Raw genomic sequence first — 25,936 nt, 5'->3', positions numbered from 1 at the left:
GCCAACGCCTCAGCCAACGCCTGTTCGGTGACGCCCTCGGCCGGTTCGCCGAGGCCGTGCCGGATCCCGGCGGCGGTCTCCGCGCCGATTCGCCCGGCCGCGACCGCGTCCCCGAGCGCCGCATGCCACGGCCGCGCGTCGATGGCGAGCCGGGCCAGGACCTCGTCCTCGGGGTGCTCCTGGGCTTGCTCGTTGAGGTTCCGGGCCGCTTCGGCCTCGGCCATCATTCGGCCCACGGCCACTTGCCGGCGGGCGGCGGTCTTGGAGGAGCCGGAAATCGTCTGCAGCCACGCCTCCGGCGACGCGTGGCCCTTCCGCCACGCGAGCCCGTTCTGCCCGAGCTCCGGAGCCGACCGTTTCGCGAGCGCCGCCGCCCCCAACGCGACGTGGGCCTCCACCATCCGCTGGTGCGCCGTCATCACGGCCATCGTCGCCTCGAGCTCCGCGTCGGGGACCTGGTCGAAGGACGCGGCCGTGAGCGCGTGGCCGGCGAGGGTGCCGGTGAGGCCTGTGTAGACAGCTTCTATGCTGAGCATGCCTCAATGATCGCAGCAGCCACCGACATTAGAAGCTACAGACGACAATCTGTGGACAAGTCCTCGGCAGGTGCCCCCTGTGGAGGAGTGACCGCAGGGGCAGGGGCAGGGGCCTAGGCGCTGGGAGTAATGCCAAGGGAGACAAGCTCGCGACGGTCGACGCTTCACGCCTCCGCGGTGTCACCGCTCACGCTGGGCCGGTGACGCCGGCGACACCGGCGACACCGGCGACGACGGCATTGTGCAGCTGGTCGATATCCAGGCCGAGACGGCCGGGGCTCGCGATGTTGGTGAGCAGCACGAAGCACACGTCGAGCTCCGGGTAGATCCAGAACTCGGTGCCCGCCCACCCACCATGCCCGTAGACACGCGTTTCCAAGAGGCCCGGCGCCGAGTGGCGCAGGTTCCAGCCGAGGCCCCAGTCCTGTCCGCGCTCCACGGGGTACGGTTCGAGCTTGGGCAGGCCCCCCGTGCGCGGCCGCAGCATCGCCGAGACCGTCGACGGGTGCACGACGTCGCCGTCGTTCCGCAGCAGGGCGCTCCCGAGCGCGAGCATGTCGTCCGCTGTCGCGTAGAGCCCGGCCCCTGGGTGTCTGAGTTGCTGGAACGCCGGGTAGTCCAGGCCCTGCTCGGCGGCGTCGAACACCGGATGCGGGTTGCAGGAGACATCGAAGGTCAAGCCCGGCATGCCGGCATCCGCTGCCAGAGTCGCAAGCTCATGCTCAAGTGAGGTGCCGGTCGCCTGTTCGACGAGGGCCTGCACCCCGGCGAAGGCGATGCTCGAGTAGCGCGACATGGTGCCAGCGGTGAAGTCCATGTCGCCCTGGAGCAGCGACGGGAGCAGCCCCTTCGGCGTGTCCAGCGGCGGCTCGCCGATTCCCGAGGTGTGCGTGAGCAGGTGGTGCAGGCGCACCACGTCATTGCGGCCGGACCCGAAACCGGGAACCGCCTGTGCCAGCGGCGCCGTGAGCGACAGCAGACCGCGCTCGACCGCGCGCAGGGCCGTCAATGCGACGAGCGGTTTGGTGATGGAGAACAAGGGGTAATGATCGTCAGCGGATGCCGCACGCGAACCGCTCGCACCGAACGCCTCAAGCGCGAGTGTGCCGGTGGAGGAGGCGATGCCGAGTACGGCCGTCGGCAGGATCCCGGCGTCGACCTGGCGCGCCGCCCAAGCGAAGGCGTGGCTGAACTCCGAGGCGCGTGAATCGTCATCAGGCGAAGGCATGCGTCGACGTTACCAGCCGGTGGGGAAGAAAGGGAATGCGCTTTCCCTGGCGGGGCGTGTCCGGAGTGGGCTACTCTTGGGAGAGCGCTTTCCGGACCGCCCAGCGACGAGGGCCACCCGGTCTTTCCCAACGGAGTGAGGAACCAGTCGTGAGTGAACCAGAACGCTATGGCCTGATCGGAACCGGCTCGCGTGCCGGCATGTACATCACCGCCGCCACGACCGCACACGCCGACGTGGCCCGGCTGGTCGCCTGGAGCGACCCTAACCCCGGGCGGCTCGACTACTACGAACGCCATTTCACGGATGCCGGCCAGCCGGTGCCTGCGCGCTATGCCGTGCCCGACATCGAACGGATGGTGTCGGAACAGAACCTGGACCGCGTCGTCGTGACGAGTCCCGACTTCACACACGCCGAGTACGTCTCCCGTGTGCTTCGCGCCGGGGCCGACGTCGTGGTCGAGAAGCCGCTCACGATCGACGCCGACGGCGTGCGCCGCATCCACGAGGCGATGCTCGAGAGCGGCCACGAGGTCATCACCACGTTCAACTACCGCTACAGCCCCCGCAACAGCTCGCTCAAGCAGTTGATCGCGTCGGGTGGGATCGGCCAGGTGACCTCGGTGCACTTCGAGTGGGCGCTCGACACCGTGCACGGCGCCGACTACTTCCGCCGCTGGCACCGCTACAAGGAGAACTCCGGCGGCCTGCTCATCCACAAGTCGTCGCACCATTTCGACCTCGTCAACTGGTGGATCGACGCGTCGCCCGTGCGTGTCTTCGCGAGCGGCGGTCTGCGGTTTTACGGCGCCGAGAACGCGCGGGCGCGGGGCTTGGCCGGCCGGCCCGCGCGCGGCACCGGCCACGCCGACGGCGACCCGTTCAGCCTCGACCTCAGCCAGAACCCCGCCTACAAGGGCCTCTACCTCGACGTCGAGCACCACGACGGCTACCTGCGCGACCGCGACGTCTTCGACGAGGGCATCACCATCGAAGACAACCTCGCCGTGCTCGTCGACTACGACTCCGGCGTGACCATGAGCTACTCCCTCAACGCCCACAGCCCCTGGGAGGGCTACCGGGTGACCGTGAACGGCACCGAGGGGCGCGCCGAGCTCGAGGTCGTCGAGCGCGGCTCGGTGCTGATCGGCGACGACGGCACCGTGATCGTCGACCCGAGCGCCATCCCCGACGCCGATGCGACCGACGACCTGCGCCCGCACGGCGACCGCCTCATCCTGCAGCGCCACTGGCAGCCGGCCGAGGAGGTGCCCATTCCCGACGGCATCGGCGGCCACGGCGGGGGAGACGCCTACCTGCTCGACCACCTCTTCCACCGCACCACCGCCGACGAGCCGCTGCAGCGCGTGGCGGGCTTTTCCGACGGCGTTAAGGCTGTCTCGGTCGGCATTGCCGCCAACCGTTCACTCGAGACCGGCCTGCCGGTTCGCTACACCGACCTCGAACTGGGACTCTGAGACATGCACTACGGCGGAGACTACAACCCCGAGCAGTGGCCCGAAGCGGTCTGGCCCGACGACATCCAACGGATGCGTGAGGCCGGCGTCACCATGGTGAGCCTCGGCATTTTCGCGTGGTCGCGCATCCAGCCGGCCGAGGGTGTCTTCGAGTTCGAGTGGCTCGACCGCATCATCGCGATGCTGCACGAGGGCGGCATCGCCGTGGACCTCGCAACGGCCACCGCCTCGCCGCCGCCGTGGGCATCCGCTGTGTACCCGGAGATTCTGGCGCACGACGAGAGCGGCGCCGTCTACTGGCCGGGCAGCCGCCAGCAATACGCGCCGACCTCGCCCGTGTACCGGCGGCTGGCGTCGGAGCTGGTGACCCGGCTTGCGGAACGCTACGCGCAGCATCCGGCCGTTGTCATGTGGCACGTCAACAACGAGTACGGCTGCCACCTGCCTCTCGACTATTCGGATGCCGCCCGCGATGCGTTCCGGGTCTGGCTTGAGGCCCGCTACGGCACGATCGACGCGCTGAACGCGGCGTGGGGAACATACTTCTGGTCGCAGCGCTACGGGTCGTTCGCGGAGGTGTTCCCGCCGCGGAAGGCGCCGTACAGCCACAACCCCGGGCAGCTGCTCGACTTCCGGCGGTTCACCTCCGACGCGCTGCTCGAGTGCTACCTGATGGAGAAGCGCATCATCCGTGCGGCGGGGGCGACGCAGCCGGTCACCACCAATTTCATGGGTGCTTTCAAGCCCGCCGACTACTGGCGGTGGGCCCGCGAGATGGACGTCATCACCGACGACTGCTACCCCGATCCGAATGACCCCGAGAGTTTCCGGGCGTCGGCGTTCCAGCGCGACCTGATGCGGTCGTTGAAGCCCGAGGTGCCGTGGCTGCTCATGGAGCAGGCGACCAACGCCCTGAACTGGCGGCCCACCAACGCCCCGAAGGCGCCGGGGCAGATGGCGGCGCTCAGCATGCAGGCGGTGGGACGCGGCGCCGACGGCATCCTGTTCTTCCAGTGGCGGCAGTCGCGGAAGGGTGCGGAGAAATTCCACTCGGCGATGTACCCGCAGGCTGGCACGCGCACGCGCACTTGGCGGGAGGTCGTCGGGCTGGGCGCCGAGCTGGCTGCGCTTCCTGAGCTGCCGGCCGGCTCCTGCGACGCCCGCGTGGCGATCGTCTTCGACTGGGAGAACTGGTGGGCGATCGAGAACCCCGACCACCCCGTCGTGCTCGACTACCTCGCCCTGGTGCAGCGCTGGTATGCCGCGATCCATCGGCAGCACGTGCAGGTGGATTTCGTGCACCCTGCGGGTGACCTGTCGGGCTACCGCGTCGTTGTGGCGCCGCACCTCTACCTGCTCACTGCGGCGGGTGCCGCGAACCTGACGGACTTCGCCTCGTCGGGCGGTCACCTCCTGGTGGCGGCGTTCAGCGACGTCGTCGACGAGACCGATTCCTTCCGCCCCGGCGGTTACCTCACCCAGCTCGGGCCGACCCTCGGCATCTGGCTCGAAGACTTCGGGGCGCTCGCGCTGCCCGACTTCGGTCCCGGCCAGGCAGAGGCGCCCCTGTCGTCGCCGCAGGGCGTCGTCACCGGCACCCTGCTCGCCGAGGAGATCCACCTCGACGGTGCGACCGTGCTCGGTCGCTTCGAGGCTGGCCGTCTCGAGGGCCGCCCGGCCTTCACGGTGAACGAGGTCGGCGACGGTCGGGCGTACTACCTGGCGACGATTCCGGATGCCGCGGGCGCTGCAACCATCACCGGTCACGTTCTCGCCGAGGCCGGCGTCGCACCGGTCGTTCCGGGGCTGCCGGAGCAGGTCGAGGTCGCGCAGCGCGGTGACGTCATCACCCTCATCAACCACGGGGCATCCGTTGTCACCCTCGACATCGACGCAACGGATGCCGTGACCGGCGCCTCCGTCTCGCGCCCCACCCTCGCCCCGTTCGACTACCTGCTCCTCCGTGACGTCGCTGCGGCCAACACGACCTGACTCGCGTCACGCGACCCGCGTCTCGGCACCGAAACGACCTTCGGCACTCACTAGGCTCGGCCCATGACATCCACGTTCACCTTGTTCTCGACCGTCTACCTGGTCGTCGCGCTCGCCGCCGTCGTCATCCTGTTCTGGCTGGCGATCACCGCAATTCGCGCGCTCAGCGTCTACATCGCGAAGAACCGTCTTCCCCGCGGTCACCAGCAGTAGCTTCCCCTTCCCGGCGCGCGGCTGCATCATGGCACCATGACCTACCCGGGTGAACCGTGGATTTCGACGACCTCGCGCAGGCTCAAGACGATCGCGTCGTACTCCCTGCCGGTGACCGTTACCGAGTTCGCCGACGTTCTACGGGTCGCCCTCCATCACCACGACCGGCTGGTGCTCACCGAACTCGGTGAGGGCCAAGCGGTCGTGTTCCGTCGAACGACCCTGGCTGGCCGAGCCGACCGTATCGTGCTGACCTTTGCGCCCGAGGACGGCGGCACGAAGGTCGACGTCACGAGCCGCGGGATCGACGTTCCCGGTTTCGACTTCGGTCGGTACACCGGCGATCTGCACGTGCTCTTCGACGCCGTCCGGGCGGAGATCGCGTGCAGGGGCGACGAGACGGGCGAGCCACGACCGAGGTAGACACCTGCGGACCAGGTTGAACGGCGCGCCAGTCACTTTCGTCCGGAACCGGCAACCTCGGTGAGTGGGAGGCGTGGGAGTGGCCACTGTCGCCAGCGGATGCCGGTGGGCGGCTTTCGTGGAGCCATGGTGCCGCCTAGGAGCGCCGCCTAGGAGCGCCGCCAGTGCGCCGCCTACGACGCCTGCACCCGGTGCAGCTCGGCGTAGCGGCCGGCCCGCGCGATGAGCTCGTCGTGCGTGCCGACCTCCACGATGCGTCCGCGCTCCAGCACGACGATGCGGTCCGCCGAGCGGATCGTCGACAACCGGTGCGCCACCACGAGCGTCGTGCGCCCGTGCATGAGGCGGCCGAGCGCCTCCTTCACCTTCGCCTCCGACTCCGGGTCCAGCGCGCTCGTCGCCTCGTCGAGCAGCAGCACCCGCGGGTCGCGAACCAGCGCCCGCGCGATCGCCAGCCGCTGCCGTTGGCCGCCCGAGAGCAGCGCGCCGCGCTCGCCGACGACCGTGTCCCACCCCTGCGGCTGCGACTCGACGATCTCCAGTGCGTTCGCGTCCCGCAGCGCCCGCAGAATCCGCTCGTCGCTGACGTCGTGCAACCCGTACGCGACATTCTCGCGGATCGACCCCTCGAACAGCACCGACTCCTGCGGCACCACCGACACGAACCGGCGGAAGGTGCGCAGGTCGATCTCTTCCATGTCGGTGCCGTCAAGGCGGATGCGCCCGCTCGTCGGCCGCAGGAAGCCCAGCACCAGGTTCACCATGGTCGACTTCCCCGATCCCGACGACCCCACGAACGCGACAGTCTCGCCCTCCCGGATGTCGAGGGTGATGTGCGAGAGCGCGTCGTCGTGGGCACCGGCGTACCGGTAGTCGACAGCCTCCAGGCTCAGGCGTCCGCGCACCGCCGCCAGCTGGCGCTTGCCCTCGTTGAGTTCGAGGTCCGGCTCCTGCATGACTTCGGCGATCGAGCGGATGGACTCGGTGCCGCGCGACACCACGGGCAGCAGGAGCAGCAGGCTCGTCATGCTCCCGGTGAGGAGCGTGAAGTAGGAGCTGAGCAGCACCACCTCGCCGGGCGTGATCTCGAACCAACCGGTGATCGAGATGAGCGCGGCGAGGATCAGGCAGGCCACGCCGAGTATCTGCAGGCTCACCCACGACATCGACGCGAACCGCCCGTTGAGCAGGTCGAGGTGGAAGCCCGCGCTCCGCACGCCCTCCGCGCCCTCCGATACGCGTTGCACGGCGGTGCGCTCGATGCCGTGGGCGCGCGTGATCGGCATCAGTGTCGCCATCTCGCCCACGCGCGACGAGAGCTGTTCTACCTCCCTGCGGAACAGCTCGTTCGAGACCCGTAGCCGTCGGTTGAGCACATGACGGAGCCCGATGGCGAGCGGGATCGCCAGCGCATACACCGGCAGGAAGGCGGGCACGTTGATCGACGTCATCACGACCGCCCCGATGAGCACCATGGTCGATGACAACAGCGGATGCGTCACTTGCTGCAGCATCAGCTCGATGTTCTCGACGTCGCGCACCAGCTTCGTCTGCACCAGCGACGAGTTGGAGCGGGTGTGGAACCCGATCGACAGGTTCTGCAGGCGCTCGGCGAGGCCGTTGCGCAGCTGCGCTCCGAGTGCCCGCACGACCCCCATGAACAACCGGGTGTACAGCACGTGGTTGGGGTAGTTCTGGAGCAGCGCCACCAGGGCGATCCCCGCCCACAATCCGAGCGCACTGGCCGGGCCGCCGGCCACCACCACGTCGACGACCTCCGCGGTGATGACGGGCAGCAGCCACATCGGGATCTCCTTGAGCGTGAAGAAGAACACCGCGAGGATCACGCGCCCCCGATAGCGCCCGAGCAGCCCGAAGATTGAGCGCAGGGGGTGCGCGGCGGTCACGGTCAGAGTAGAATCAGAAAGCGCTTTCCGGATCACGGTTCCATGCTACTGAAGAATCCTTTCCCGCGGGTCGCGTTGTCCCGGTCGACGACCCGGATGGCGGGCGCACGGGACGCCGTTCTCGCGTGGGATCATGCAGGAGGGCCCGCAACGACGCAGACCCCCGAAAGCGGAAGACCGGAAGCAGAAGAGGAGAGTGGCGAGGATGACCGTCAGCGTTCGAGAGGTCGCGGCGTCGGCCGGCGTCTCCGTGGGTACGGTCTCCAACGTCATGAACCGGCCCGACAAGGTAGCACCGCAGACCGTGGAGCGGGTCCTGGCCGCGATCGAGGCCCTCGGCTTCGTGCGCAACGACGCCGCCCGCCAACTCCGTGCCGGACGCAGCCGCAGCATCGGCCTCGTCGTGCTCGACGCCGGCAACCCGTTCTTCACCGACCTCGCCCGGGGCGCGGAACGCCGCGCCGCCGAACAGGGCTTCTCGGTGCTGATCGGCAACAGCGACGAAGATGCGAACCGCGAAGCCGCCTACCTCGACCTGTTCGAGGAACAGCGCGTGTACGGGGTGCTGATCACGCCCCTCGGCGACGCGACCGCCCGCCTCGAGCGTCTCCGCGAGCGGGGAACGCCCACCGTGCTCGTCGACCGTGAGGCCGGAAACGCGCGCTTCTCATCCGTCGCCGTCGACGACCACGTCGGCGGTCGCCTCGCCGCCGACCACCTGGTCTCGCTGGGGCGCCGTCGCCTCGCGTTCGTCGGCGGCCCGCTCGCGATCCGGCAGGTCGCCGATCGCCTGGCCGGCGCGCGGGAGGCGGTGGCCGGGCACGCGGATGCGACGGTGGAGGTGTTCGAGACCGAGTCCCTCAGCGTGGACCAGGGCCGGGCCGCCGGCGAGAGGATCCTCGCCCGGCCGGCCGCCGAACGTCCCGATGCCGTCTTCGCCGCGAACGACCTCCTGGCCATGGGCCTGCTCCAGGCGCTCCTCGGCACCGGGTCGGTGCGTGTGCCCGACGACATCGCCCTCGTCGGGTACGACGACATCGCCTTCGCGTCGGCCGGCGTCGTGCCGCTCACGTCCGTTCGCCAGCCCAGCGAGCGGATCGGCTACACCGCCATGGACCTGCTGCTGCGCGAGGCCGCCGGGGGCGCCGGGTTCGAGCACGAACGCGTACTCTTCACGCCCGAGATCGCGCTGCGCGAGTCCACTCTCGGCCGCCGCGCCTGACGCGTCAGCGCTGCGTGTTCGCCTCGGTGATGGCGATCTCCTGTGTCGCCGCTTCCCGGGCCCGCCCGTCACCCGCGTGCCTCACGAGGAACCGCGGTGAGAGGTGCGACTGGAACCGCACCCGCAGGCGCTGGTACTTCACCAGCCAGAACACCAGCACGATGGCGGCGATGATGCCGGAGAACGCCGCAACTCCGAGCGCCCAGCGCGGCCCGAACTCATCCGCCACCCAACCCACGAGGGGCGCCCCGAGCGGGGTCCCCCCGGCGAAGATCGCCATGTAAAGGGCCATCACCCGGCCCCGCATGGCCGGCAGCGTGCTCGTCTGCACGTATGCGTTCGCCGTGGTCATGAGGGTGAGGCTCGACAGGCCGACGAACGCGAGCGACACCGCGAACGAGACGTAGGTGGGCATGAGAGCCGCGATGGTGCAGGTGGCCCCGAACGCGGCGGCACCACCGACGACCAGGCGTAGCCGGGCCCGGGAGCGACGGGCGGACAACAGGGCGCCCGCAACGGAGCCGATCGCCATCACCGAGCTCAGCAGGCCGAACTCACCGGCGCCCTTGTGGAATTCCACGGTCGCCATGGTCGAGGTGAAGATTGCGAAGTTGAACCCGAAGGTGCCCACGAGGAACACGGTGATGAGCACGACGACGATGTCGGGGCGCTGGCGCACGTAGCGGAAGCCGGCGGCCAGTTGCCCGCGTTTCCGGGAGGCGCGCGGCTGCACGCGCAGCTGGCCCACCCGCAGCAGGTTCATGGCGAGCACGGTGAACGCGAACGTCACCGCGTTGATGAGGAACACCCAGCCCGCGCCGACCGCAACGGTGAGCACGCCCGCGATCGCCGGGCCGAGCAGGCGGGCACCGTTGAACGACGCGGAGTTGAGCGCGACCGCATTCGAGAGGTTCTCGTCGCCGACGAGGTCGGACACGAAGGTCTGCCGGGCCGGCGCGTCGATGGCGGCGACGACGCCGAGACCGAGGGCGAACAGGTAGACGTGCCACAGCTCCACGACTCCGGTGACCGTGATGAGTCCCAGCCCCAGGGCGAGCAGGCCCATGGCCGACTGGGTGACGATGAGCAGTTTCCGCCGGTTGAACCGGTCGGCGATCAGGCCCGACCACGGCATGAGCGCGAGCTGCGGCCCGAACTGCAGGGCCATGACGATCCCCACGGCGGTGGCGTTCAGGTCGGTGAGATCGGTCAGCACGATCCAGTCCTGAGCCGTGCGCTGCATCCAGGTGCCGATGTTGGACACCAGGGCGCCCGCGAACCAGATGCGGTAATTGACGTTGCCCAGGGAGCGGAACATGGCACTCATCGCGTCCCCCGGAGCGACGCGTATGCCATAGAACCCCAGTCTACCTATTTAGTTCGCAAAAGTTAACTAATGCCTCGCGCGTGGGGAGCGGCAGAATGTCCCTGTGCGCACCTACACCGATGACTACGGCGTCTCCATCAGCTACCACGTCTGGCCCGTCCCGCGCCCGCGCGCCGTGATCCAGCTGCTGCACGGGGTGGGGGAGCACGCCGGCCGGTACGCGGTGCTCGCGGAAGATTTCAACCGGGCGGGCTACACGGTGTACGCCGACGACCACCGCGGCCACGGCCAGACGGGGCTCACCCAGTACAACGGCGACCTCACCCAGCTCGGGCGGCTCGGCCCGGGCGGCCTGCGCGCGACGGTGGCTGCGGTGCACCAGCTGACCGGCATCATCCGCTCGGAGCATCCCGGGGTGCCGCTCGTACTCGTCGGCCACAGCTGGGGCTCCTTCATGGCGCAGATGCTCGTGAACCAGCACGCGGCCGACTACGCCGCCGTCGTGCTGACCGGCACGGCGTATCGCTGGCCGGGCTACCTCGACGCCGGTGACCTGAACCGCCGGCACAAGCAGCTCGGCACGACCGGCGTCGAGTGGCTCAGCCGCGACCCGGCGGTGGCCGCCGCGTTCGTCGCCGACCCACTGTGCACCAACACCCCGCTGGCGAAGCTCTTCGGCATGCGTGAGGCGGCTCGGCTGTTCGGCCGGCCCGCGCGCGGCCTGCCCGCCGAGCTGCCGGTGCTCATCCAGGTGGGCAGCGATGACACCGTGGGCGGAGAGCGCAGCGCTCTCATGCTCGCGAACGCATACATCCGTCGGTCGCGGCTCCGCGACATCCGCCTCATCGTCTACCCGGGGGCCCGGCACGAGGTGTTCAACGAGACCAACCGCGAGGAGGTCGTCGCGGACCTCGTCGGCTGGCTCGACGAGCACCTTCCCGCGCGCGATTAGGCTGAAGCCATGCACGGTGAATACAAGGTCCCCGGTGGCAAGCTCGTGGTCGTCGACCTCGACGTGGTCGACGGGAAGCTCGCGAACTTCCACCTCGCCGGCGACTTCTTCCTCGAGCCCGATGACGCCCTGGAGTCGATCGACGCCGCCGTCACCGGCCTGCCGGCGGAGAGCGACTCTGCCACCATCGCCGCCGCTGTCCGCGGCGCCCTGCCGGAGAACGCCACCCTGCTCGGCTTCACCCCCGAGGCCGTCGCCGTCGCGGTGCGCCGCTCACTCGTCAAGGCAAGCGGATGGCGCGACTACGAGTGGTCGATCGTGCACCCGCCCGCCGTTCCCCCGGCCGTCAACCTCGCGCTCGACGAGGTGCTCGCCACCGAGGTCGGCGAAGGCCGCCGCCGGCCCACGCTGCGCATCTGGGAGTGGGACCAGTCCGCCGTCGTCATCGGCAGCTTCCAGTCGCTGAAGAACGAGGTGGACCCGGAGGGCGCCGCCGCCCACGGATTCGACGTCGTCCGCCGCATCTCCGGGGGCGGCGCCATGTTGATGGAGAAGGGCGCCATCATCACCTATTCGCTGTACGTGCCGGCCGAACTCGTGCAGGGCATGAGCTTCGCGGACTCCTACGCGTTCCTCGACGAGTGGGTGATCGTGGCGCTGCAGTCGCTCGGCATCGACGCCGTCTACAAGCCCCTGAACGACATCACGAGCCCGAAGGGCAAGATCGGCGGCGCCGCCCAGAAGCGCTTCGGCAACGGCGGCATCCTCCACCACGCCACGCTCAGCTACGACATGGACGGCGAGGTGATGACCCAGGTGTTGCGCATTGGCCGCGAGAAGCTCAGTGACAAGGGCATCACCAGCGCGGCGAAGCGCGTCGACCCGATCCGCAGCCAGACCGGCCTGTCACGGGCGGCGATCATCGAACGGATGAAGGAGACCTTCACCGCGCTCTACGGCGCCACCCCGGGAGACATAACCGACGAGGAATACGAGCGCGCCGACCAGCTCGTGGCCGAGAAGTTCAGCACCCCGGAGTGGATCGCGCGCGTCCCGTAACGAGCGCGCTATCGTCCGCGCGTGAGTAGGTCCTGGTACTCGGCGTGCGCGTCGATCCAGTCGTCCACGTAGGGGCAGGCGGGAACCACGGGCAGGTCGGTGCGGGCCCGCACGTCGTCGAGCGCGAACTCGGTGAGGATGCTGGCCAGGCCCTGGCCGCGCTCGGCCGGGTCGACCTCGCTGTGGGTGAAGCGGATCTCGCGCCCGGTGGTCACATAGTCGAGCAGGCCGACGTTCCGGTCGTCGAGCCAGACGGTATAGCGGGACAGGGCAGGCTCGTGCTGCACCTCAACACGAGAACGGTCGATCGTGGGTTCTGCTGGCATGCCGTCAGACTAGTGCGGGCTGGCACAATGAGGGAATGCCCATCGCCTGGTCCCAGTCCTCTCCCAGCCAGGTGATCCACGCCGACAACCTCGAGGTCCTGCCCGGGCTCCCCGACGCATCCTTCACCCTCGTCTACCTCGACCCGCCGTTCAACACCGGCCGCTCGCAGGCGCGCCAGTCCACGACGTCGGTGCGATCGGCCACGGATGCCGACGGCTCGCACGCCGTCGGCACGGTCACCGGGTTCAAGGGCCAGCGTTACGAGCGCATCAAGGGCGACCTGCTGCGCTACGACGACCGCTTCGAGGACTACTGGGCATTCCTCGAGCCGCGGCTGATCGAAGCGTGGCGGCTTCTCGCCGACGACGGCACGCTCTACCTCCACCTCGACTACCGCGAGGCGCACTACGCCAAGGTGCTCCTCGACGCCCTGTTCGGGCGGGAGTGCTTTCTCAACGAGATCATCTGGGCCTACGACTACGGCGCCAAGGCCAAGAACCGCTGGCCCACCAAGCACGACACGATCCTCGTGTACGTCAAGAACCCGTCGCGGTACTACTTCGACTCGGCCACCGTCGACCGGGAGCCGTACATGGCGCCGGGGCTGGTGACGCCCGAGAAGGCGGCGCGCGGCAAGCTGCCGACGGATGTCTGGTGGCACACGATCGTGTCGCCCACCGGCAAGGAGAAGACCGGCTATCCCACCCAGAAGCCGGCAGGCATCCTTCGCCGCATCATCCAGGCGTCGTCGCGCGAGGGGGACTGGGTACTCGACTTCTTCGCCGGGAGCGGCACGACCGGAGCGGTCGCGGCCTCCCTCGGCCGCCGGTTCGTGCTCGTGGACCGGAACCCGGAGGCGGTCGCCGTGATGCGCGCCCGCTTCGCCGCCGTTCCCGACGTCGCGTTCGTCGACCTCGCCGCCGCACCGGACTCCGCCGCCCCCGGCGTACCCGAGCGTGCACCGCTCCACCCGCAGCCTCCCGCCGAGACGTACAGTTCCGGACGAGACTGACCGGCACGCCTGTCCACTTCGTCCGGAACGGGCAATCTCGGCGCGTGCGAGACGTGGGACGGGTGGAAGACTGGCCGCATGCGTTTCCGTATCTTCACCGAACCACAGCAGGGTGCCACCTACGACGACATCCTGGCCGTCGCACAGGCCACGGAGCGGCTGGGCTTCGACGCCTTCTTCCGCTCCGACCACTACCTCACCATGGGTGGCTCCGGGCTGCCGGGGCCAACGGATGCGTGGACCACGCTGGCCGGCCTCGCCCGCGAGACCCAGCGCATCCGCTTGGGCACCCTCGTCTCGTCGGTCACGTACCGTCTCCCCGGCATTCTCGCGATCCAGGTGGCGCAGGTCGACCAGATGTCGGGCGGCCGGGTGGAACTCGGCCTCGGCACCGGCTGGTACGAACAAGAGCATGCCGCGTACGGCATACCGTTCCCGCCGAAGCGCTTCGGCATGCTCGAGGAGCAGCTGGCCGTGATCACGGGCCTTTGGCAGACGCCGCTGGGCGAGCGATTCAACTTCGACGGCGAGCACTACACGCTCGTGGACTCGCCCGCACTGCCGAAGCCCGTGCAGGAGCAGGTTCCGGTGATCGTGGGCGGCGGCGGCCCCCGGCGCACGCCGGCCCTCGCCGCCCGCTTCGCGACCGAGTTCAACCTGCCCTTCCCGGCGTTTGCCGACATCGCCCGAAAGTATGCGGGCGTGCGGGCCGCCTGCGAGGAGATCGGGCGCGACCCGGACGACCTCACGTACTCGGCGGCGCTCATCGCCGTGGTCGGCGCCGACGAGGCCGAGTTCGCCCGCCGCGCGGCCTCCGTCGGGCGGGAGCCGGCGGAGCTCCGGCAGCACGGTGTGGCCGGCACCGTGGGTGAGGTGGTGGACCGCCTGGGTGCCCTCGCTGACGACGGTGTGGAGTGCGTCTACCTGCAGATCATGGACCTGTCGGACCTCGACCACCTGGCGTTCATCGCCGAGGAGGTCGTGCCGCAGCTGCGCTGACGGCGGCGCGCCCCTCACAGCAGGAGCGCAGTCGCCGCCGGTAAGCTCGCGGGGTGCCCGAACAACATCGTCCCGTGTCCGCACGCGTGCGCCGGAGGCGCGTCGCGGCGGTCGGGCTGCTGATTCTCGCGGTCCTCGCCGTGGGTGCCGGCGTGATCTGGGGCAAGGGTTCCGTGCAGGCGCACTTCGCGCCCTCCGCCACGCCCGATGCGGCCGCACGGCCCACTCCTGCGCCCTCCGCCGAGACCCCGCGCCCGACGCCCTCGGCCACGCCCGTCCCCGCGGCCGTCGACACCTTCGACAAGCACGCCCACTCGATCGACGACCCGGCCAGCATCTGGGTGGTCGTCAACAAGCAGCGCCCGCTGAACCCTAAGGACTTCGTGCCGCCGGACCTCGTCACCGTCCCGGTTCCGCACGTCTGGGAACCTCAGTTGCGCAAGGTCGCCTCCGACGCCATCGTGGCGATGTTCGCCGACTACACCAAGCAGACCGGGCTGAAGATGCAGTCGCAGAGCGCTTACCGCAGCTACGACAGCCAGGTCGAGGTGTACACCGAGGACGTCAAGACCAACGGGCAGGAGGCGGCCGACTCCTCCACCGCCCGTCCCGGCACGAGCGAACACCAGACCGGGCTCACCATGGACATCAGCGCCCTCCCCGCCGACTGCTCCCTCGCCGCGTGCTTCGGCGACACCCCGCAGGGAAAGTGGCTGGCGGCGAACGCCTGGAAATACGGCTTCCTGCTGCGCTACCCAGCCGACAAGGTGGCCGTCACGGGCTACGAATACGAGCCGTGGCACTTCCGCTACATCGGTCGAGACCTCGCCAAGCGGATGCATGAGACCGGCATCACCACGCTCGAGGAGTTCTTCGGGCTGCCGGCCGCCCCCGACTACCCCTGAGGCTCGGGCGCGGGCTCCTCCACGGGCTTGCGGATGAAGAACGACCCCGCGATGGCGAACAGGAAGATGATGGCGCCGGCGAGGAAGGCGACCCGCACGCCGCCGGCGGCCGAGGCATCCGCTGACGCACCGCCCGCAAGCAGCGTGGCGGTCTGCGCCGACATCAACGTGACGAACAGGGCGGCGCCGGCCGCGCCGGCGACCTGCTGCACGGTGCCGAAGATGGCGCTGCCGTGCGAGTACATGCTCGGCTTCACCGCGCCGAGGCCCGCGGTGAAGAGCGGCGTGAACATCAGCGCCAGCCCGATGCTCAGCACGATGTGCGCGCCGAGAATCAGAAACGGCGAGGTGTCCTTGCTGACAAACGCGAGCGACCACATCGCCGCCCCGGCCAGGAACGAGCCCGGGATGACCAAGGGTTTCGGCCCGACCTTGTCGTAGGCGCGTCCCACGAACTGGGCGAGCAGTCCCATGACGAGGCCGCCGGGCAGCAGGAGCAGGCCCGTCGCCACCGGCTCCAGGTGCAGCACCTGCTGCAGGTAGATCGGCAGCACGATCAGGGTGCCGAACAGCCCGAGCATCGTGACGACCATGATCGCCGTCGTGAGCGAGAAGATCGGCGAGCGAAAGGTGCGGAGGTCCAGCAGGGCGCGGTCGGATCGCTGCAGGCGCAGCTGCCGCAGCACGAAGACGACCAGGGAGACCGCGCCGACCGACAGCGACGTCCACATGGGGAGGGCGCCCGTCGCATCCGCTGGGTTGGTGCTCGCGCCGATCTTGCTGAGCCCGTACACGATGCCGCCGAAGCCGAGCGCCGACAACACGACCGAGGGCACGTCGATCGGCACACGACGCGGCTCACCGACGTTTCGCACCTGACGGATGCCGATCACGAGCATGATGACGGCCAGCGGGAGCACCAGCGCGAACATCCACCGCCACGAGAGCAGGTTGAGGATGACACCGGAGATGGTCGGCCCGAGGGCCGGCGCCACCGAGATGACGATCGACACGTTGCCCATGGTCTTGCCGCGCTCGGCCGGCGGCACGAGGGTCATCAGGGTCGTCATGAGCAGCGGCATCATGATCGCCGTGCCCGAGGCCTGGATGATGCGCGCGCCGAGCAGCACCGTGAACCCCGGCGCGAGCGCCGCGATGAGGGTGCCGGTGGAGAACAGGCTCATCGCGGTGATGAACAGCGGGCGCGTGTTGAACCGCTGCAGCAGGAACCCGGTGATCGGGATGACCACGGCCATCGTGAGCATGAACGCGCTGGAGAGCCACTGCGCCGCGACGGCCGAGATGTGCAGGTCGATCATGAGTGCCCGCAGCGCGACGTTCATGATCGTCTCGTTGAGAATGACGACGAAGGATGCCGCGAGCAGCAGCCAGATCACGTGGCGGTTGCGCGCAGAAAGGGTGGCCGCCGAGGCGACATCGACGGTGGAAGTGGGGGCAGACACGAGGTAACCGGCTTTCCGGGATGCTGGAAGGGTGGAGGGTCCCGGCGGGCTGGGCCGCGGCGCGGGAAGAGAATGCGCGTCACCTGTACATAGCGCCCTCGATTCTAGCAGCGCGACCCTCGTCGGGGCGAGGGCCCGGAGGGTCGGAGGCGCTCGCCGAATCCATGCTCTTGCATGAATTTCGGATGGAGTGTACAGGGGTCTGCCATGCCCGCATGTTTGCCTGTTGCGTCCCTTTACTGCAGAACCAGAAACGAATCGTGCGCTCCACCCTCACCTCTTCCTCCCGTCGCAGCCCGAAACACCGGCTCGAGAAACCCGTCACCAAGCGCCCCCTCCTCCTCAGCATCATCGCCGTCGGTGCCTGCACCGTCGTCGCCGGCCTGGCCGCCACGAACGCGGGCGATCCCGGCGCCCCCGCGTTCGGCGCCATCCGTGCCGCAGAGACGGAAGCGGCACCGGCTCCCGAACCGACACCCGTGGCGACGAAGGTCGTCGCCGGCAACGGCGCATCCGCTGGGCCTGTCACGGGCGGCACCACCGTCACGGTGCACGGCGCCGATCTGAGCAGCGTCTCAACCGTGAAGTTCGGCGGCAAGCCGGGCACCGTGGTCGCCGTGACAGATGACGCGGTCACCATCAAGACACCGCCCGCGGCAGGCCTCGAGACCGGCACCGTTCCGGTGAAGCTCTTCGACGTGAACGGTGACCCGGTCGTCGCCAAGGCGCCCGCGACGCCCGTGTCGAAGCCGGCCAAGCCTGCCGAGAGCGGGAAGCCGACGCCCTCAGCCGGACCGATGCCGACGCCGAAGGCCGCTCCCGCCCCGACTCCTGCTCGCGTGACCGAGGAGCCGGCAGCGCCCGCGTCGCCCGCGCCGACCGCGGAGCCGTCTGCGGCGCCCGCCACGGCGGGACTCAGCGCAAAGCCCCTCACCCTGACCTTCCGGTACCTGCCCGACCCGCATGTGACCGCCCAGATCGACTACGTGCTCGCGCACTGGAACGACTACAACAGAGACGAGTTCGGTGCCATCCCCGGCAACGACTGCGTCAACTTCACGAGCCAGTCGCTCCTCGCCCGCGGCTGGAAGATGGACGACGAGTGGTCGTTCAACCGCGACACGTTCCAGTCCACCACCGCGTGGACCAGCTCGACCGCGCTCGCGGCCTACCTCGCCGAGCACCCGGAGCGCGCCACCGCGCTCAGCGATGACGAGCGCTCCAAGGTCAAGGTCGGCGACGTGGTGCAGTTCGACTGGGACAACTCCGGCGACCGGGACCACACCGGCATCGTGACGAAGGTCGAGACAACGGATGCCGGCACCGTCATCCGCTTCGCCGGCCACACCGCAGACACCGACTATGCGTCGGTCGACGACGCGATCGCGGGCGGCGGCTCCGTTTCCTACTGGAGCATCCGCTAGCCCCTCTGCCCACGCAGCCCTCGCCTGCACCCCCCTTCGCGAGTGCGGGCAAAGTGCCGTCTGCGGTCGCGCGGGGCGGCAGAAATCCCGCACCTGCGAGTGGGCTGCGCCTACCCACTCTCGCGAGTGCGGGCAAAGTGCCGTCTGCGGTCGCGCGAGGCGGCAGAAACCCCGCACCGGCGCTTCGGGTCGGGGGTGACATGGCCCCGTTTTCGCTTCTGAACTTTTGGCTCACATGAGCGGGACGTTCACGAGTGAAAACGGGCACTGACTCCAAACGAGCGCCGACAGCTACGCGAGCCAGCGGCACCAGTCCGCGGCGCTAGCCAGCGCCGCCGCCCAACGGTCCAGCCTCTACGCGATCGCCTGGTCGACGATCGCGCGAGCCTCCTCCTGCACCTGGTGCAGGTGGTCCGCGCCCTTGAACGACTCGGCGTAGATCTTGTACACGTCTTCGGTGCCGCTCGGGCGCGCGGCAAACCACGCGTTCTCGGTCACCACCTTCACGCCGCCGATCGCCGCGCCGTTGCCCGGAGCGTTGCTGAGCTTCGCGACGATGGGCTCGCCGGCGAGCTCGGTCGCCGTGATCGCGTCGCCGTCGAGCTTGCTGAGCGCGGCCTTCTGCTCCGGCGTCGCCACCGCGTCGATGCGCGCGTATGCCGGCTGCCCGAACTGCTCGGTGAGCTCCGCGTAGCGCTGGCTCGGCGTCTTCCCGGTCACCGCGAGGATCTCCGACGCCAACAGCGCCAAGAGGATGCCGTCCTTGTCGGTCGTCCACACCGACCCGTCGAAGCGCACGAAGCTCGCCCCCGCGCTCTCCTCGCCGCCGAACGCCACCGATCCGTCGATGAGCCCGGGCACGAACCACTTGAATCCCACCGGCACCTCCCACAGTTCCCGCCCGAGGAAGCCGGCGACCCGGTCGATCATGCTCGACGACACCAGCGTCTTGCCGATCGCGGCATCCGCTCGCCACCCGTCGCGGTGGCTATACAGGTAGTCGATCGCGACCGCGAGAAAGTGGTTCGGGTTCATGAGCCCCGCGTCGGGCGTGACGATGCCGTGCCGGTCGGCGTCGGCGTCGTTGCCGGTGAGCAGGTCGTACGCGTCTTTGTGCGTCAGAACGGATGCCATGGCCGACGGGCTCGACGGATCCATGCGGATCTTGCCGTCCCAGTCGAGCGTCATGAACCGCCAGGTCGGGTCGACGGTGGGGTTCACCACGGTCAGGTCGAGGCCGTAGCGCTCCGCGATCGCGCCCCAGTAGCCGACGCTCGCGCCGCCCAGCGGGTCGGCGCCGATGCGGATGCCGCTGGCCTTGATCGCGTCCATGTCGATGATGTTGGCCAGGTCGTCGACGTACGCGCCGCGGAAGTCGTAGGTCTCGACCGCGCTCGGCTCGCTCATTTTCACGTTGTGCATGCCCGCGCCGATGATCTCGTTGGCGCGGTTCGCGATCCACGAGGTCGCGTCGCTGTCGGCGGGCCCGCCGTGCGGCGGGTTGTACTTGAACCCGCCGTCGCTCGGCGGGTTGTGGCTCGGCGTCACCACGATGCCGTCGGCCTGGTCGTCGTGGCTGCGGTTGTAGCCGATGATCGCGTGCGAGAGCGCCGGCGTCGGCACGTAGTCGTCGAACTCGTCGACGAGCACACGCACCCCGTTGGCCACGAGCACCTCGAGCGCCGTCGTGTACGCGGGAGCGCTGAGCGCGTGCGTGTCGGCCCCGATGAAGAGCGGCCCGGTGATGCCCTGACCGGCGCGGTATTCCACGATCGCCTGCGTCGTCGCCGCGATGTGGTTCTCGTTGAACGCCGTGTTGAGTGAGCTGCCCCGGTGGCCGGAAGTGCCGAACACCACCCGCTGGGCGGGAACCCCCACATCCGGCTTGAGGTCGTAATACGCGGCGACCAGCGCATCGACGTCGATCAGATCCGATTCCTGGGCGGGAGTTCCTGCTCGCTCGTTCATGCCCCCAGTCTGGCACCGGGGGCGTGGATTTAGGGAGGCCCCGGTCTAGGGTGGCGGTGTGACGCCACGGATGCCCCCGGCCCTGCTCGTCGCTGCGGCTGCGGCCTACGCGTGCAACGTGGCCCTCGGCACCGCGGTGGCCGTTCGCCTCATCGACACCTCCCGGTTCCGCTGGCTGCACCACGCCCTGTACACGACCACCTGCGTGCTCAGCGGATGCGCGCTGTCGGCGCTGCTTGCGACCGGCGACCGCGGCGCTCGGCAGACCGCCTCGGTGCTGGCGCCCGCCGCCGTGCCGCTCGCCATGGTGCCCTTCGTCGATGCCAGGTCACCGCGGCATCCGTTGGTCGCGCTCGCCGCGGCGCCGTTCTTCGCGGCAGCGGTCGTCCGATCTCGAAAGGAAGTCGGCTGATGGAGTTCCTCGACGTCGTTCGCCGCCGCAAGACCACGAACGGGCCGTTCTTGCCCGACCCGGTCTCGGAGGAGCACCAGCGGCTGCTGATGGAGGTCGCCGGGCGCGCGCCGTCGCAGCTGAACAGCCAGCCGTGGCGCTTCGTCATCATCGAGGACAAGGCCATGATCGGTGAGATCGCCGCGATCAGCGGCGAGAGCATGACCGAGGCCATGGGCAACGGCACCTTCTTCGAGCGCTACAAGCCGTACTTCCGGTTCAGCCAGGAGGAGATGGAGCGCCGCCGAAACGGCATGCTCTTCGACAAGCTGCCGGCGCCGCTGCGCCCGTTCACCGGGCAGGTGTTCACCAAGCGCGGCCAGAAGCTCATGAACGCGCTGCGCGTGCCGCAGACGCTCGGCGAGGAGAACCGCAAGCTCGTGGCCGGGTCGCCGCTGCTGCTCGGCGTGATGCTCGACCGCGGCGAGAACCGGCCCGGGGAGTTGTCGTCCTTCTATTCCCTCTTCAGCATGGGCGCGGCGATGGAGAACGTCTGGCTCACCACGGTGGAACTCGGCATGGGCATCCAGTTCGTGTCGTTCCCGATGGAGGTGCCGGGCAACTGGGCGCGCATCGAGCGGCTGCTGAACGTGCCCGACGACCTGGAGCTGATGGCCGTGTACCGGCTGGGCTACCTGCCGCCCGCTGAGCGGCGCCCCGCCATCGACTGGACCAGCCACCAGCGGAAGCTCCCCTCGCAGTACGTCTTCCGGGGCACGTGTGACACCCCGCAGGCCGGCTGGGACGAGCCGCTCCAGCCGTGAGGTGTCGCACATCGACCTTCCCTGGCGCTCGGAGGGTCGATTTCTGACCCCTCACGGAGAGAGAAGGGGCGTCAGTCACGGATGCGGCCAATAGGCTGTGAGCCATGCCAGAGTCCGCACCGCACACCGACACCTACAGCTTCCTGGGGCCCGCCGGCACGTTCACCGAAGCCGCCCTGGCGCAGGTCCCCGAGGCGCAGGGCAAGCCGTGGCGTGCGGTCAACAACGTGGGCGAGGCGCTTGCCGACGTCGTGAGCGGACGCAGCGTGGCCGCCATGATCGCGATCGAGAACTCCGTTGACGGCGGCGTCTCCGCCACGCAAGACGCCCTGGCCAGCGTGCCGGGCCTCCGCATCATCGGCGAGTACCTGGTGCCGGTCAACTTCGTGCTCGTCGCGCCCCGCGGTGTGACCCTCGACGCCGTCACCGTCGTCACGGCGCATCCGGTGGCCTACGCCCAGTGCCACCTGTGGCTCGACGCCAACCTGCCCGAACACGGCCACCTCCCCGCGTCGAGCAACGTCGCCGCCGCCGAGGCCCTGTTTGAAAGCGGCCAAGCGGATGCCGCGATCGCGCCGCCCGGCATCGACAAGCGCCTCGACGTGGATGTGCTGGCCGAGAACATCGGCGACAACCCCAATGCCATGACGCGGTTCGTCCTCGTGAGCAGGTCCACGGTCATCCCGCCGCGCACCGGTGCCGACAAGACCAGCCTGATCGTCGAACTGCCCGAGGACCGCTCCGGCGCGCTGCTCGACATGCTGGAGCAGTTCTCCACCCGCGGCGTGAACCTGAGCCTCATCGAGTCGCGCCCGATCGGCGACGCCCTCGGCCGTTACCGCTTCGTCATCGACGCCGACGGCCACATCTTCGACGAGCGCGTCGCCGACGCGCTGCTCGGCCTTCGCCGCTCCAGCCCCAACGTCATCTTCCTCGGCTCGTACCCGCGCGCCGACAAGCAGCCCATCGAGTTCTTCGCCCGCTACGACGACGAGGTCTTCCTCGAGGCCCGTGCCTGGCTCGACGCCCTGATCGGAGAGGAGCCGGCGTGAGCGGCGAGGCCGAGCGCCCCCGCTTCCGCGGCGGACAACACCGGCCCCCGCGGAGTGGAACCGCGAGTGAACCGCTGTTCTGGCACGCTGTCCAGTGGCGGGCCGCGCACTCGCGCAACTGAGTAGTCACACCACGGGCACCCGCACCACGAGTGAGCGCGGGTCGACCCGCACGTAGACCGAGACGACCGGCCCGAAGTCGTCGCCGTCGAGCTCGAACTCCTGTGGCTCCTCGAGCGCGATGCGCACGTCGGGCGCCCGCAACGTCGTCATGGTGCGCTCGTTGTCCGACTCGGTGAGCTTGATGATGCGCCGCCCAACGGCCGACCGGCGCAGCACCCCGTTCTCCCAGGTCACGCGACGCCAGATCTTCAGCCACCCCAGCATTCCCTTGGGCTGCAGCACGGCGATGTCGAGGATCCCATCGTCGACCTCCGCCTCCGGGAGGAACTGCATGTTGCCGGGCAGTACCCCGCAGTTCGCGATGAGCACACTGCTGACGTGCGCGGTGCTCTCCGGGCGGCCGCGCAGGCTGTAACGGATGCCGAAGGGCGTGGCTTTCGGCATCAGCCGCACGCCCGCGTCGACGTAGGCCAGCCATCCCACGTGCTTCTTCAGGTCGGGCCGGGTGTTCACGATCATCTCGGCGTCGAGGCCGACCCCGGCCATGACGAGGAACACGTAGTCGCGCGTGGTGCCGTCGGCCCGGGTGGCGCTGGCCACCCCCACGTCGACGGCCCGCTCCGCGCCCTCGAAGGCGAGCGCCACCGACACGTCGAGGTTCCCGAGCGGCAGGCGGAGGTTCCGGGCGAGCAGGTTCCCCGTGCCGGTGGGCACGATCGCGATAGCGACGCCCGAGTCGCGCAGGCCCTCCGCGACCGCGCGCACGGTGCCGTCGCCGCCGGCCGCGATCACCACGGATGCGCCCTGCCGCAGCGCCTGCCGCGTCGCCGCCTGGCCGGCATCCGCTGTCGTCGTCTCGAACCACAGCGACTCGCCCCACCCGGCCGCGGCCGCCGCCGCGGCGACGCTCGCCCGCAGCCTGAGGGCGTCGACCTTCACCGGGTTATACACCACGGCGGCGTGCGGCGCGGGATCGGCGGGGTGCGGGGGTGCCACGTGGCCAAGGCTACAACCGGTGTCGCTTGTAGACTGGGCCGGTGATTGATCCGGTGCTGCTCCGTACGAACCCCGACCTCATCAAGCGCTCACAGGAGGCGCGCGGGGCATCCGTCGCTGCCGTCGACGATGCCCTGGCAGCGGATGCCGAGCGCCGGGCGTCCATCACCGCGTTCGAGGCGCTGCGCGCCGAGCAGAACCAGTTCGGCAAGAAGGTGGCCGCCGCTCCCAAGGACGAGAAGAAGGCGCTCGTCGCCGAGGCGCAGACCCTGGCCGCCCAGGTGAAGGCCGCCGGCGCCACCGCCACCGACGCGGAGGAGCGCTTCGCCCAGGTGGTGCGCACCATCGCGAACCCGGTGATCGAGGGCGTCCCGGCCGGCGGAGAAGACAACTTCGTCACCCTGCGCACGCACGGGCAGCCGCGCGAGTTCGACTTCGAACCACGCGACCACCTCGAGCTCGGCGAGATGCTCGGCGCCATCGACATGGCCCGCGGCGCGAAGGTGTCGGGCGCCCGCTTCTACTTCCTGCGCGGCATCGGCGCCCGGCTTGAGCTGGCCCTCATGAACATGGCGCTCGACAAGGCGCTCGGCGCCGGCTTCACGCCGCTCATCACGCCGACGCTCGTGCGCCCCGAGATCATGGACGGCACCGGGTTCCTCGGTGAGCACGCCGACGAGATCTACTATCTGCCCGCCGACGATCTCTACCTCACCGGCACCAGCGAGGTGGCGCTCGCCGGCTACCACGCCGACGAGATCCTCGACCTCGAAGGCGGCCCGCTCCGCTACGCCGGCTGGTCCACCTGCTACCGCCGCGAGGCCGGCTCCGGCGGCAAGGACACCCGCGGCATCATCCGCGTGCACCAGTTCAACAAGCTTGAGATGTTCACCTACGTGCTGCCCGAGGATGCCGAGGCCGAGCACGAGCGCCTCGTCGGCCTCCAGGAGGAGATGCTGCAGGCCCTGGGCCTCAGCTACCGCGTGATCGACGTCGCCGCCGGTGACCTCGGGTCGAGCGCGGCCCGCAAGTTCGACATCGAGGCCTGGGTGCCTACGCAGGGGGCATACCGGGAGCTCACCAGCACGAGCAACTGCACGACCTACCAGGCCCGGCGGCTCGACATCCGTTACCGCACCGAGTCGGGCAAGACCAGCCCGGTCGCGACCCTCAACGGCACGCTGGCCACGACGCGCTGGATTGTCGCGATCCTCGAGACGCACCAGCAGGCGGATGGCTCGGTCATCGTTCCCGAGGCGCTGCGGCCCTGGCTCGGCGGGCTCGAACGCCTCGAGCCCATTCGATGACGGAGCCCTGGCTCGTCGCGCTCGACATCGATGGCACCACCATGCACGAGGACGGCTCGATCAGCGAGGCCGTGATCCGCGAGATCCGGCGCCTGGTGCGGGCCGGCCACGAGGTCATGCCTGCGACCGGGCGGTCGTCGTCGGCGACCCTTCCGGTGCTGGAGCACCTCGACATCGGGCCGCAGTTCGTCGTGTGCTCCAACGGGGCGATCACGATGCACCGCGACGCGAACGCCCCGGTCAGCTACCGGCGCGGCTGGATCGAGTCCTTCGACCCGACCGACGTGCTCACCCAGATCCGCGCGAACCTGCCCGAGGCCCGCTTCGCCGTTGAAGACGAGCACGGCTATTACCGCTACACCGAGTCGTTCCCCGACGCCACGATCGGGTTCGACAGTGAGCACGTCGACTTCGGGGAGCTGCTGCGGCACAAGGCCACCCGCGTGGTCGTGTTCTCGCCCGACCACGACGTCGACGATTTCCTGAGCGTGGTCGAGCGGATGGGACTGCAGCACGTGACCTACGCCATCGGCTGGACGGCGTGGCTCGACATCTCCCCGGAGGGCGTGAACAAGGCCACCGCGATGGAGCGGGTGCGCACGGAGCTGGGGATCCCGCGGGAGCGGGTGCTGGCCGTCGGTGACGGGCGCAACGACATCGACCTGTTGCAGTGGGCCGCCGCCGGTGGGCGCGGTGTGGCGATGGGGCTCTCGCCCGACGAGGTCGTCGAGGCTGCCAACGAGGTGACCGGTTCCGTGGCCGAAGACGGCCTCGCCCAGGTTCTCGCCACACTGTAGGGCCGAGGTTG

The 25,936-nt window shown here is 69.4% G+C and carries 22 protein-coding genes and 2 pseudogenes; 16 read left to right on the top strand and 8 right to left on the bottom strand.

Annotated features, from left to right (window positions below; translation table 11 throughout):
- Window positions 1-536, bottom strand: a pseudogene (locus EEJ31_RS13170) (hypothetical protein); the annotation flags it as partial.
- Between the two features lie 187 nt (window positions 537-723).
- A complete protein-coding gene (locus tag EEJ31_RS13165) occupies window positions 724-1,764 on the bottom strand; it encodes a serine hydrolase domain-containing protein (protein ID WP_123046746.1) in 1,041 nt (346 codons plus the stop codon).
- A gap of 149 nt (window positions 1,765-1,913) precedes the next feature.
- Here EEJ31_RS13165 and EEJ31_RS13160 point away from each other — a divergent pair, with 149 nt between their 5' ends.
- The 4 genes from EEJ31_RS13160 to EEJ31_RS13150 all read left to right on the top strand — a co-directional run bounded on the left by EEJ31_RS13160 (window position 1,914) and on the right by EEJ31_RS13150 (window position 5,870).
- The gene (locus EEJ31_RS13160; protein WP_267897625.1) at window positions 1,914-3,242 is read left to right on the top strand and encodes a Gfo/Idh/MocA family protein; all 1,329 of its coding nucleotides are present in this window, start codon (window positions 1,914-1,916) and stop codon (window positions 3,240-3,242) included.
- 3 nt (window positions 3,243-3,245) lie between these two features.
- Window positions 3,246-5,234, top strand: a complete 1,989-nt coding sequence (locus EEJ31_RS13155) for a beta-galactosidase (RefSeq protein WP_123046744.1) — start codon at window positions 3,246-3,248, stop codon at window positions 5,232-5,234.
- A gap of 63 nt (window positions 5,235-5,297) precedes the next feature.
- Window positions 5,298-5,447 (top strand): hypothetical protein, encoded by a 150-nt coding sequence (locus EEJ31_RS13930; protein ID WP_158603961.1) that lies wholly within the window; start codon window positions 5,298-5,300, stop codon window positions 5,445-5,447.
- A gap of 36 nt (window positions 5,448-5,483) precedes the next feature.
- Window positions 5,484-5,870, top strand: a complete 387-nt coding sequence (locus tag EEJ31_RS13150; RefSeq protein WP_123046743.1) for a hypothetical protein — start codon at window positions 5,484-5,486, stop codon at window positions 5,868-5,870.
- Between the two features lie 173 nt (window positions 5,871-6,043).
- Here the strand turns inward: EEJ31_RS13150 and EEJ31_RS13145 are convergent, their stop codons facing one another.
- The gene (locus tag EEJ31_RS13145) at window positions 6,044-7,813 is read right to left on the bottom strand and encodes an ABC transporter ATP-binding protein (RefSeq protein ID WP_123046742.1); all 1,770 of its coding nucleotides are present in this window, start codon (window positions 7,811-7,813) and stop codon (window positions 6,044-6,046) included.
- A gap of 169 nt (window positions 7,814-7,982) precedes the next feature.
- On the opposite strand from EEJ31_RS13145, the gene EEJ31_RS13140 reads away from it, so the two are divergent.
- Window positions 7,983-8,999, top strand: coding sequence for a LacI family DNA-binding transcriptional regulator (locus tag EEJ31_RS13140; protein WP_123046741.1), 1,017 nt, complete (start codon window positions 7,983-7,985; stop codon window positions 8,997-8,999).
- Window positions 9,000-9,003: 4 nt separating this feature from the next.
- Here the strand turns inward: EEJ31_RS13140 and EEJ31_RS13135 are convergent, their stop codons facing one another.
- The gene (locus tag EEJ31_RS13135; protein WP_123046740.1) at window positions 9,004-10,326 is read right to left on the bottom strand and encodes an MFS transporter; all 1,323 of its coding nucleotides are present in this window, start codon (window positions 10,324-10,326) and stop codon (window positions 9,004-9,006) included.
- 103 nt (window positions 10,327-10,429) lie between these two features.
- Here EEJ31_RS13135 and EEJ31_RS13130 point away from each other — a divergent pair, with 103 nt between their 5' ends.
- Window positions 10,430-11,278, top strand: a complete 849-nt coding sequence (locus tag EEJ31_RS13130) for an alpha/beta fold hydrolase (RefSeq protein ID WP_123046739.1) — start codon at window positions 10,430-10,432, stop codon at window positions 11,276-11,278.
- A gap of 9 nt (window positions 11,279-11,287) precedes the next feature.
- A complete protein-coding gene (locus EEJ31_RS13125; protein ID WP_123046738.1) occupies window positions 11,288-12,337 on the top strand; it encodes a lipoate--protein ligase family protein in 1,050 nt (349 codons plus the stop codon).
- Window positions 12,338-12,345: 8 nt separating this feature from the next.
- On the opposite strand, the gene EEJ31_RS13120 is transcribed toward EEJ31_RS13125, so the two are convergent.
- Entirely contained in the window at window positions 12,346-12,663 is a 318-nt protein-coding gene (locus EEJ31_RS13120; protein ID WP_123046737.1) for a GNAT family N-acetyltransferase, read from the bottom strand.
- Between the two features lie 35 nt (window positions 12,664-12,698).
- On the opposite strand from EEJ31_RS13120, the gene EEJ31_RS13115 reads away from it, so the two are divergent.
- From EEJ31_RS13115 to EEJ31_RS13105, 3 genes and pseudogenes are all read left to right on the top strand, one after another.
- Entirely contained in the window at window positions 12,699-13,676 is a 978-nt protein-coding gene (locus EEJ31_RS13115) for a DNA-methyltransferase (protein WP_123046736.1), read from the top strand.
- A gap of 78 nt (window positions 13,677-13,754) precedes the next feature.
- The gene (locus tag EEJ31_RS13110) at window positions 13,755-14,675 is read left to right on the top strand and encodes an LLM class F420-dependent oxidoreductase (protein ID WP_123046735.1); all 921 of its coding nucleotides are present in this window, start codon (window positions 13,755-13,757) and stop codon (window positions 14,673-14,675) included.
- Between the two features lie 53 nt (window positions 14,676-14,728).
- Window positions 14,729-15,493 (top strand): annotated as a pseudogene (locus EEJ31_RS13105) (D-alanyl-D-alanine carboxypeptidase family protein); the annotation flags it as partial.
- Between the two features lie 77 nt (window positions 15,494-15,570).
- On the opposite strand, the gene EEJ31_RS13100 reads toward EEJ31_RS13105, so the two are convergent.
- Window positions 15,571-17,043 carry a DHA2 family efflux MFS transporter permease subunit gene (locus EEJ31_RS13100; protein WP_233563899.1) on the bottom strand — a complete coding sequence of 491 codons (1,473 nt, stop codon included), beginning with the start codon at window positions 17,041-17,043 and terminating at the stop codon, window positions 15,571-15,573.
- 260 nt (window positions 17,044-17,303) lie between these two features.
- Here EEJ31_RS13100 and EEJ31_RS13095 point away from each other — a divergent pair, with 260 nt between their 5' ends.
- Window positions 17,304-18,467, top strand: a complete 1,164-nt coding sequence (locus tag EEJ31_RS13095) for an amidase domain-containing protein (protein ID WP_123046733.1) — start codon at window positions 17,304-17,306, stop codon at window positions 18,465-18,467.
- Between the two features lie 354 nt (window positions 18,468-18,821).
- Here the strand turns inward: EEJ31_RS13095 and pgm are convergent, their stop codons facing one another.
- The gene (gene pgm, locus EEJ31_RS13090; protein ID WP_123046732.1) at window positions 18,822-20,435 is read right to left on the bottom strand and encodes a phosphoglucomutase (alpha-D-glucose-1,6-bisphosphate-dependent); all 1,614 of its coding nucleotides are present in this window, start codon (window positions 20,433-20,435) and stop codon (window positions 18,822-18,824) included.
- Window positions 20,436-20,493: 58 nt separating this feature from the next.
- Here pgm and EEJ31_RS13085 point away from each other — a divergent pair, with 58 nt between their 5' ends.
- From EEJ31_RS13085 to pheA, 3 genes are all read left to right on the top strand, one after another.
- The gene (locus EEJ31_RS13085; protein ID WP_233563898.1) at window positions 20,494-20,847 is read left to right on the top strand and encodes a hypothetical protein; all 354 of its coding nucleotides are present in this window, start codon (window positions 20,494-20,496) and stop codon (window positions 20,845-20,847) included.
- Entirely contained in the window at window positions 20,847-21,650 is an 804-nt protein-coding gene (locus tag EEJ31_RS13080; RefSeq protein WP_123046730.1) for a nitroreductase family protein, read from the top strand. The genes EEJ31_RS13085 and EEJ31_RS13080 overlap by 1 nt, the downstream gene beginning before the upstream one ends.
- A 104-nt stretch (window positions 21,651-21,754) precedes the next feature.
- Complete coding sequence (gene pheA, locus EEJ31_RS13075; RefSeq protein WP_123046729.1) at window positions 21,755-22,702, top strand: prephenate dehydratase; 948 nt, start codon at window positions 21,755-21,757, stop codon at window positions 22,700-22,702.
- 126 nt (window positions 22,703-22,828) lie between these two features.
- Here pheA and EEJ31_RS13070 read toward each other — a convergent pair whose 3' ends face one another.
- Window positions 22,829-23,821 carry a diacylglycerol/lipid kinase family protein gene (locus tag EEJ31_RS13070; protein WP_123046728.1) on the bottom strand — a complete coding sequence of 331 codons (993 nt, stop codon included), beginning with the start codon at window positions 23,819-23,821 and terminating at the stop codon, window positions 22,829-22,831.
- 41 nt (window positions 23,822-23,862) lie between these two features.
- Between EEJ31_RS13070 and serS the strand changes: the two genes are divergently transcribed.
- Together serS and EEJ31_RS13060 are read left to right on the top strand one after the other, a co-directional pair.
- Complete coding sequence (gene serS, locus EEJ31_RS13065) at window positions 23,863-25,128, top strand: serine--tRNA ligase (protein WP_123046727.1); 1,266 nt, start codon at window positions 23,863-23,865, stop codon at window positions 25,126-25,128.
- The gene (locus EEJ31_RS13060) at window positions 25,125-25,925 is read left to right on the top strand and encodes an HAD family hydrolase (RefSeq protein ID WP_123046726.1); all 801 of its coding nucleotides are present in this window, start codon (window positions 25,125-25,127) and stop codon (window positions 25,923-25,925) included. The genes serS and EEJ31_RS13060 overlap by 4 nt, the downstream gene beginning before the upstream one ends.
- Window positions 25,926-25,936: the final 11 nt, after the last annotated feature.

Source organism: Cryobacterium tepidiphilum, assembly GCF_003716325.1.
GTDB classification, from domain to species: domain Bacteria; phylum Actinomycetota; class Actinomycetes; order Actinomycetales; family Microbacteriaceae; genus Cryobacterium; species Cryobacterium tepidiphilum.
This window is presented reverse-complemented; position numbering and strand designations above follow the sequence as displayed.